This window comes from Dietzia cercidiphylli (genome assembly GCF_014145145.1).
In the GTDB taxonomy this organism is placed as follows: domain Bacteria; phylum Actinomycetota; class Actinomycetes; order Mycobacteriales; family Mycobacteriaceae; genus Dietzia; species Dietzia natronolimnaea.
Genome location: NZ_JAALEA010000364.1, coordinates 1 through 7,693, shown reverse-complemented (window position 1 = coordinate 7,693; position 7,693 = coordinate 1). Strand labels below are relative to the sequence as shown.

The 7,693-nt window shown below is 71.0% G+C and carries 8 protein-coding genes; all 8 read left to right on the top strand.

The window, feature by feature from the left end:
- The first annotated feature begins 78 nt into the window (after positions 1–78).
- The 8 genes from G6028_RS12995 (at position 79) to G6028_RS12960 (ending at position 7,469) form a co-directional block, all read left to right on the top strand.
- Positions 79–963 carry an SDR family NAD(P)-dependent oxidoreductase gene (locus G6028_RS12995; RefSeq protein WP_182609841.1) on the top strand — a complete coding sequence of 295 codons (885 nt, stop codon included), beginning with the start codon at positions 79–81 and terminating at the stop codon, positions 961–963.
- Between the two features lie 113 nt (positions 964–1,076).
- Positions 1,077–2,309 (top strand): glutamate-5-semialdehyde dehydrogenase, encoded by a 1,233-nt coding sequence (locus tag G6028_RS12990; protein WP_182659125.1) that lies wholly within the window; start codon positions 1,077–1,079, stop codon positions 2,307–2,309.
- A 71-nt stretch (positions 2,310–2,380) separates the two neighbouring features.
- Positions 2,381–3,262, top strand: a complete 882-nt coding sequence (locus G6028_RS12985; RefSeq protein WP_179524943.1) for an AAA family ATPase — start codon at positions 2,381–2,383, stop codon at positions 3,260–3,262.
- 27 nt (positions 3,263–3,289) lie between these two features.
- Positions 3,290–4,720, top strand: coding sequence for a vWA domain-containing protein (locus G6028_RS12980; RefSeq protein ID WP_182659124.1), 1,431 nt, complete (start codon positions 3,290–3,292; stop codon positions 4,718–4,720).
- A 56-nt stretch (positions 4,721–4,776) separates the two neighbouring features.
- Positions 4,777–5,493, top strand: coding sequence for a nicotinate-nucleotide adenylyltransferase (gene nadD / locus G6028_RS12975; RefSeq protein WP_179524945.1), 717 nt, complete (start codon positions 4,777–4,779; stop codon positions 5,491–5,493).
- Entirely contained in the window at positions 5,490–5,933 is a 444-nt protein-coding gene (gene rsfS, locus G6028_RS12970; protein ID WP_182609840.1) for a ribosome silencing factor, read from the top strand. The genes nadD and rsfS overlap by 4 nt, the downstream gene beginning before the upstream one ends.
- 7 nt (positions 5,934–5,940) lie before the next feature.
- A complete protein-coding gene (locus G6028_RS12965) occupies positions 5,941–6,642 on the top strand; it encodes a histidine phosphatase family protein (protein WP_182609839.1) in 702 nt (233 codons plus the stop codon).
- Positions 6,639–7,469, top strand: coding sequence for a DegV family protein (locus G6028_RS12960; protein WP_182645494.1), 831 nt, complete (start codon positions 6,639–6,641; stop codon positions 7,467–7,469). The genes G6028_RS12965 and G6028_RS12960 overlap by 4 nt, the downstream gene beginning before the upstream one ends.
- The last annotated feature ends 224 nt before the right edge of the window (positions 7,470–7,693 follow it).

Genomic DNA, 7,693 nt, shown 5'->3' with positions numbered 1-7,693 from the left:
GCGGCTAGACCGCGGCGCGCGCCGGGGCCCGCGGCACCGGCCGCCCACGGGAGGGCGCCGTGAGCGCACACTGGGCCCATGAGCGAAGCAACGTGGACCGTGGACGCACTGCCCGACCTGACCGGCACGACCGTCATGGTCACGGGCGGCACCAGCGGCATCGGACTGGAGGCCGCCCGTGAACTCGCGGGTCGGGGCGCCCACGTGGTGCTCCCTTCCCTCACCCGGGCCGAGGGGGAGGCGGCCGCCTCCGAGATCGGCGGTTCGACCGAGGTCCGCCAGCTCGATCTGGGCGATCTGGACGCGGTGCGTGGGTTCGCCGCCTCCTGCACGGAACCGATCGACATCCTGCTCGACAACGCCGGGTTGATGAGCAAGACCAGGCGGGAGACGACAGACGGCTTCGAGCTGCACCTGGGGGTCAACGTCCTCGGTCCGTTCCTGCTCACGGAGCTGCTGTTGCCGCTGCTCCGGGAGAGGGTCGTCATCACCGCGTCGATGGCGCACGCCAAGGGACGAATCGGCTTCGAGGACCCGCATTTCCGCACGCGCCGGTACTCGATGGCGGCCGCGTACGCGCAGTCCAAACTCGCCTGCATGCTCTGGGGGCTGGACCTGCAGAACCGGCTCACCGCCGCCGGCTCCACCGTGGACGTCCAGCTGGCCCACCCCGGGTTCGCCGCCACCTCGATCCTCGACCCGACCCCGTTCCCCCCGGTCAACGCTGTACTGAAGCTACTCGGGAGACGGATCGTCCCCACTGCCGCCGACGGGGCCCGGCCGCTCCTGTACGCCGCGACCGAGGACCTCCCGGCGGCCTCCTATATCGGGCCGACAGGCTTCAGTCAGATCCTCGGGGCGCCCGGCCCGTGCGACCGGTCCGACCGGGCCCGCGACACGGACCTGGCCCGTCGTCTCCGGGAATTCGCCGTCCGCGAGACCGGGGCCGTCCTCACGGTCTGACTCGTGCGGGTGACCTCCCCGGGCGCACCGGTAAGCTGACCCCCATGACCACCAGCCACCTCGACGCTCCTGAGACCACCGGCCACCCCGGCGCCGATCGGCCCGCCGACCCGATGCGCGACGCAGTCCACGACGCGGCCCGTCGCGCCCGGACGGCCTCGCGTGAGCTGGCCCTGCTCACCACGGAACGCAAGAACGCGCTCCTGCTGGCGGCGGCGGACGCGCTGGTGGCCTCGCGGGCGGAGATCCTCGATGCCAACGCGCGGGATATCGCCGACCAGACGGAAGAGGGGACCGGCGAGGCGATGCTGGACCGGCTGCGGCTGACCGCCGAGCGGATCGAGGGCATCGCCGGAGGCCTCCGTCAGGTCGCGGGACTGGCGGATCCCATCGGCACGGTGACCCGCGGATCCACCCGGCCGAACGGGCTGCAGCTACGTCAGGTCCGGGTTCCGCTGGGCGTGGTGGGCATGATCTACGAGGGCCGCCCCAACGTCACCGTCGACGCGTTCGGCCTGGCGTTCAAGTCGGGGAATGCGGCGCTACTGCGCGGTTCGCGATCGGCCCGCTACTCCAACGAGGCACTCGTGGGTGTCCTGCGGGGCGTACTGGCACAGCACGAGTTGCCGGTGGACGCCGCGCAGCTCCTGCCCTCGGAGGGCCGGTCGTCCGTCACCCACCTCATCCAGGCCCGCGGGCTGGTCGACGTGGTGATCCCCCGCGGCGGTGCCGGGCTCATCCAGGCCGTGGTGGAGAACGCCAAGGTCCCGGCCATCGAGACAGGGACCGGTAACTGCCACCTCTACATCCATGGTGACGCCGATATCGACGAGGCGATCAGTCTGCTGCTCAACGGCAAGACCCGCCGCTGCAGCGTGTGCAACGCCACCGAGACCGTCCTGCTCGACGAGGCCCTCGGCGACGCCGCCGTGGACCGGGTGGTGGGGGCACTGCAGTCCGCCGGCGTCACCGTGCACGGCGACCGCGAGGGACTCGTCCCCGCCGACGACGTGGACTGGGGCGAGGAGTACCTGAGCATGGACATCGCGCTGAAGGTGGTCGACGGCGTGGACGCCGCGATCGACCACATCGCCCGCTGGTCGTCGGGACACACCGAGGCGGTGGCCACGCGGAGCATCGAGGTGGCCGACGCGTTCTGTGCCCGGGTCGACGCGGCCGCGGTGATGGTCAACGCCTCCACCGCGTGGACGGACGGCGAGATGTTCGGCTTCGGCGCCGAGATCGGAATCTCCACCCAGAAACTGCACGCCCGCGGGCCCATGGGTCTCGAGGAACTCACCAGCACCAAGTGGATCGCCCACGGCAAGGGACACGTGCGTCCCTGACCCGCTCCACCCGGGCCACCGCCCACACCCGGCCCCACCCCGGGCGACCGAGATATCGAGAGGACCCACCCATGGACCGAGCCCGGACCGCGCAACGACCGGCATTCGAGAGCATCGACCACGTGATCGAGAGTCTCGGGGCCCAGGGCTACCTGGCCGACCGCTCGACCGCGACGGTGGTGTATCTGGCCGACCGGTTGGGCAAGCCGCTGCTCATCGAGGGGCCGGCGGGCGTGGGCAAGACCGAACTGGCCAAGGCCGTCGCCGCGGCCACCGAGGCCGAGCTCATCCGTCTGCAGTGCTACGAGGGCGTGGACGAGGCCAGGGCCCTGTACGAGTGGAACCACGCCAAGCAGATCCTGCGCATCCAGGCCGGCCAGGGGGAGGGATGGGACTCCACGCGGGACGACGTCTTCTCCGAGGAGTTCCTGTTGTCCCGCCCGCTGCTCACCGCCATTCGGCGTAGCGAGCCCACCGTGCTCCTGGTCGACGAGGTGGACAAGGCCGACATCGAGATCGAGGGCCTGCTGCTCGAGGTGCTCAGCGACTTCGCGGTGACGATCCCAGAGCTCGGGACGATCCAGGCGGTCCGCAAGCCGTTCGTGGTCCTGACCTCCAACGCGGCCCGCGAACTCTCCGAGGCGCTCAAGCGGCGCTGCCTCTACCTGCACCTGGATTTCCCGACCCCCGAACTGGAGCGCAAGATCCTCGGATCGCGGGTGCCGGAGCTCGACGACCGGCTGGCCGAGCAGCTGGTCCGGGTGGTCGGGGTGCTGCGCGCCATGGCGCTCAAGAAGGTGCCGAGCGTGTCCGAGACCATCGACTGGGGCCGCACCCTGGTCGCTCTGGGCCTGGACACGATCGACGACGAGACCGTCCTGCAGACCCTCGGAGTGGTGCTCAAGCACCAGTCCGACCAGCTCCGCGCGGCCGCCGAGCTGCGGCTCAACTAGCGTGCGGCGATCAGGAGGTCAGGCGAGATGAACACGCGTGCGCCCGGCGGGCTGTCCGGGCACCTCGTCGACTTCGTCGACGCCCTGCGCCGCAAGGGCATCCCCGTGGGGCCGAGTGAGGCGGTCGACGCGGCCGCGGCGATGGTCCACATCGACCTGCTCGACCGGGCGGCGCTCAGGGAGGCGCTCGCCGCCACGATCCTGCACAAGCCCACCCACCGAGGCGTGTTCGACCAGCTCTTCGACCTGTGGTTCCCCGCCGCGATCGGGGCGCACTCCGCCTCGGACGGGGTGGCACTCGAGGTGGAGATCCCGACGGACGACGACGGCAAGGTGGACCCGGAGGCGCTCAACGAACTCATCGCCTCGCTTCTGCTCGAGGACACCGAGGAGTCGCGGGCCAGGGCCCGGGCGTTGGCCGAGCTCCTGGTGGAACAGCTCGGTTCGTACGACTCGGCGAGCGGTCCGCGCTACTCCGCCTATCAGGCCCTCAGTCCACTGGACACCAGCGCGATCATGCAGAAGATCCTCGACGGCCTGATGGGGGCCGATCCCTTCGACCCGGACGGTTCCAAGCGCCACGCCGAGAAATCCGCGGCCGCCAACTCGGCGGCGGACATGGTCAGGGGTTTCCTGCGCGAGGTCGCCGACGAGACCCGGCGCCGCACCGCGGAGACGGTGGGTCGCGACCGGGTGGCCGACTACGCGGTGGGTCCCGCGGCGGAGCAGGTGGACTTCCTGCGGGCCAACGACCAGGACCTGCAGACGTTGCGTCGGCGGGTGGGTCCCCTCGCACGTCAGCTCGGTAGTCGCCTGGCCGCGCGACGTCGTCGTCACCGTCAGGGCGCCATCGACATGCGCAAGACGATGCGCCGGTCCATGTCCACCGGCGGGGTGCCGGTGGAGCTGGTGCTGCGCAAGCCCCGGCCGGCGCGCCCCGAGTTGGTGGTGTTGTGCGACGTGTCCGGGTCCGTGGCCGGCTTCAGTCACTTCACGCTCCAGCTGGTGCACTCCCTGCGTGAGCAGTTCTCCCGCGTTCGGGTCTTCGCCTTCGTCGACACCACCGACGAGGTGACCTCGTTCTTCGAGACCGGGTCGGACCTGGGATCGGCGATGAGCCGGATGGTGCGCGAGGCCGAGATCGTCACCTACGACGGGCACTCCGACTACGGGCACGCGCTCGAGGGGTTCGCGGACCGCTACGCCCACACGCTCACCCGCACGGGTTCGCTGCTCATCCTGGGCGACGGGCGCAACAACTACCGCGACCCGGCCGTGGAGGCGCTCGAGTTCGTCAGCGAGCGCGTCGGGCACACCCACTGGCTCAATCCGGAGCCCAGGAGGCAGTGGGGAACCGGTGACTCGGCGGCCAGGCTGTACTCCCAGTACGTCCCCATGCACGAGTGCCGCAACGTCGAGCAGCTCACGGCGGTCGTCGCGGGCCTGCTGCCCGTGTGAGGGCGCGGACACGCGAGGGAGCGGAACGTGGTGCCGGACCGATAGACTCGGCGACCATGACCACGACGGGGACCGCCGCGGGCGCCGGACGCCGCATCGGAGTGATGGGCGGGACCTTCGATCCGATCCATCACGGTCACCTGGTGGCGGCCAGCGAGGTCGCCCACCGTTTCGGTCTCGACGACGTGGTGTTCGTCCCCACCGGGGAGCCGTGGCAGAAGCGGGGTCGTACCGTCTCGCCCGCCGAGGACCGGTATCTCATGACCGTCATCGCGACGGCCTCCAACCCCCGGTTCTCCGTCAGTCGCGTGGACATCGACCGGCGGGGCCCCACCTTCACCGTCGACACCCTCAGGGACCTGTTGCGACAGAACCCCGGAGTCGAGCTGTTCTTCATCACCGGCGCGGACGCGTTGGAGAAGATCCTGACCTGGCGCGGCTGGGAGGAGATGTTCGAGCTCGCCACCTTCGTCGGGGTCTCGCGCCCCGGCTTCGAGTTGTCCGACACGCATCTCGCTCAGATCGGTGACGGCCGCGTGCACCTGCTCGAGATCCCCGCGCTGGCCATCTCCTCGACCGAGTGCCGACGGCGTGCGGCCGAGGACGCCCCGGTCTGGTACCTCGTCCCCGACGGGGTCGTCCAGTACATCGCCAAACGCAACCTCTACCGCCCCGAGGGCTCCACCAGGCTCGACGGGACCCCCGCCGCGACGGCTCCGGCACACCGCGAGCTCGTCCCCACCGACCACCACACCGAGGAGAACCATCAGTGACCGCTAGCCCCGAGGCCCTGGACATGGCGGGCATCGCCGCCCGCGCCGCAGACGAGAAGCTGGCCACGGACATCGTCGTGCTCGACGTCTCCGGCCAACTCATCATCACCGACTGCTTCGTCCTGGCCTCGGCCGAGACCGAACGTCAGGTCAACGCCGTCGTCGACGAGATCGAGGACAAGCTCCGCGAGGCGGGGCACAAGCCGCTGCGTCGGGAGGGCACTCGCGAGGGGCGCTGGGCGCTGCTCGACTACAACGAGGTGGTCGTCCATGTCCAGCACGTCGACGAGCGCGACTACTACTCGCTCGACCGTCTGTGGAAGGACTGCCCGGTCGTGGAGATCGAGGGCGTCGAGACCTCCGGGCGGCCGGAGTCCGCGACGAGCGGCGCCGACGACTCGCTCGCGCCGGAGGAGCCGCAGCGGGATCAGGGGCTCTGACACCGCGGTGACCCGTCGTCTCATCCTGCTGCGTCACGGTCAGACGCACTACAACGCCTCGCTGCGGATGCAGGGCCAGTTGGACACCGAGCTCAGCGAACTCGGCGTCCAACAGGCCCACGCGGTCGGTCGCGCCCTCGCACACCGTCGACCGTGGACGATCCTCTCCTCCGACCTGCAGCGGGCACGCGAGACGGCCCGGGCACTGGCCTCGGAGGTCGGGCTCGACGTCCGGACCGACCCGCGCCTGCGCGAGACCCACCTGGGCACGTGGCAGGGGATGAGCCATTCCGAGGTCGACGAGCTGTGGCCCGACGCGCGGATGCGGTGGCGCAGCACCCCACGGTGGTCCCCGCCGGAGGGGGAGAGCCGGCTCGACGTGGCCCGGCGGACCCGCCAGGTGGTCGACGAACTCGTGGACGCCTCGCCGGGGTGGAACGAGCACCCGGCGGTCCTCGTGGCCCACGGGGGGGCGATCGCCGCCCTCACCGCCGCTCTGATCGAGCTGCCGGTCGAGCAGTACCCGATCTTCAACGGTCTCGGGAACACCTGTTGGGTGCAGCTGTCCGCGCACCCGCGGCCCGGGTCGTCCTGGAGCGGGCAGTCCGCGACCCCGGAGATCGGGCCGACGACCGAGGGCGCCCGCGACGTGCTCTGGCGACTGGACCAGTGGAATGCCGGTCTCACGCCCCCGGTGGTGCAGCCATGACCATCCGCCTGGTCACCGACTCGAGTGCCGACCTCCCCGAGGAGTGGGTCCGCGAGTTCGGCATCACCGTGGTGGGCCTCCACGTGGTCGAGGAGGGGGACCGGGCGGTCTCGACGGCCGCGGTGACCCCGGACGAACTGTCGGCGATCTACCAGGAACTCCTCGACGATCCGGACTGCACGGGCATCGTCTCCGTCCACCTCTCACGTGATCTCTCCCGCACGTGGGAGTCCGCCGCCGACGCGGCCACGAGATTCGGCGGTCGCGTCCTGGTCTCGGACTCCAGGTGCGCCGGGATGGCGTTCGGCGCCGCGGTGGCCCAGTGCGCCTGGGCGGCGAACAACGGGCTCGGCCTGTCCGCCACCTACGAACTCGCCGAGCGGATATGCCGGGGAGCGTCCACCTTCGCCGCTCTGGAGTCGTTGGAGAGTCTGCGCCGTGGTGGCCGGATCAGCGCTGTCGCCGCCCTCTTCGGCAGCGCGCTGGCCATGCGCCCGATCATCGTGCTGCGTGGTGGTTCGGTCGACCTGGCGGCCAAGGCCAGGACCACGACCAAGGCCCACGAGAGGTTGCGCGCGCTGCTGCGCGACGAGGTCGGCCGGGGCGATGTCCTGGTGGTCGTCCACCAGCACGAGGCACTGGAGCGGGCCCGGGAGATGGCCACCGAGATCCGCAAGGAGACCCCGTTCCCCGAGCGGGTTCTCGTCGTCGAGTTCGACGAGGTCCTGGCCTGGCACCTGGGGCCCGGGACCGTGGGGGTCTCGGTGACCGACCTCGTCGACACCGCATTCCCCATCCCCCCGGTCTCTCCACAGGACGACGACTGAGAGACCTCCGCGGGGTCCGCGAGTGGCCCCCGCCCGGCTAGCGTCGGCCCATGTTCCCCGACACCCGGACCCGTCCCGCGGACCCCGGTGATCCCGCCCGCGAGGCCGCGCTCCACCGGCTCTCGAGTGTGACCGCGCCGGCGGGCCCGGCGTCCGTTCCCCTGGCCGACGCGGATCCGGACGGGGCGAGACCCGAACGGGTGCCGCCCGCGCGTCCGGATCCG

Coding starts and splice junctions, on each gene's coding strand:
- G6028_RS12990 (WP_182659125.1), top strand. CDS start 1,077: ATGCGCGACGCAGTCCACGACGCGGCCCGTCGCGCCCGGACGGCCTCG.
- nadD (WP_179524945.1), top strand. CDS start 4,777: ATGACCACGACGGGGACCGCCGCGGGCGCCGGACGCCGCATCGGAGTG.
- G6028_RS12995 (WP_182609841.1), top strand. CDS start 79: ATGAGCGAAGCAACGTGGACCGTGGACGCACTGCCCGACCTGACCGGC.
- G6028_RS12980 (WP_182659124.1), top strand. CDS start 3,290: ATGAACACGCGTGCGCCCGGCGGGCTGTCCGGGCACCTCGTCGACTTC.
- G6028_RS12960 (WP_182645494.1), top strand. CDS start 6,639: ATGACCATCCGCCTGGTCACCGACTCGAGTGCCGACCTCCCCGAGGAG.
- G6028_RS12985 (WP_179524943.1), top strand. CDS start 2,381: ATGGACCGAGCCCGGACCGCGCAACGACCGGCATTCGAGAGCATCGAC.